This is a genomic window from Adlercreutzia sp. DFI.6.23 (assembly GCF_024462535.1).
In the GTDB taxonomy this organism is placed as follows: Bacteria; Actinomycetota; Coriobacteriia; order Coriobacteriales; family Eggerthellaceae; genus Adlercreutzia; species Adlercreutzia rubneri.
On the sequence record NZ_JANGBP010000484.1, the window covers coordinates 1 to 303 of the forward strand.

Consider the following 303-nt stretch of genomic DNA (forward strand, 5'->3'; position numbering starts at 1 on the left):
CCAGAACACCCACTTCATGTGTCGCGGCTGGGCGTTGTGGGCGCGGCAGACGAAAGCGTAGGGCATGTCCTCGTTGCAGAAGCGCTCGCCCAAGTCATTCAGGGACAGCCACGGCTGACGCGTCAGCGGGATGGAGGGCATGTGCTCCAGGCCTTCCACGCCCTCGTCGAAGTACATGGGGCAGTGGGGCGCCTCGTCGAGGGCGCCGCCCACCCAGGCGCCCATGCGAATGCCGTCGCCGGTGTTGTGGGGCGGCGTCGAGATGTTGTGGACGTCCTCGGCGTGGCCGGGGATGAAGGCGTC

Annotated in this window: 1 pseudogene; it reads right to left on the reverse strand. The window is 67.7% G+C overall.

Annotated features, from left to right (window positions below):
- Positions 1–303, reverse strand: a pseudogene (locus NE591_RS14245) (hypothetical protein); the annotation flags it as partial.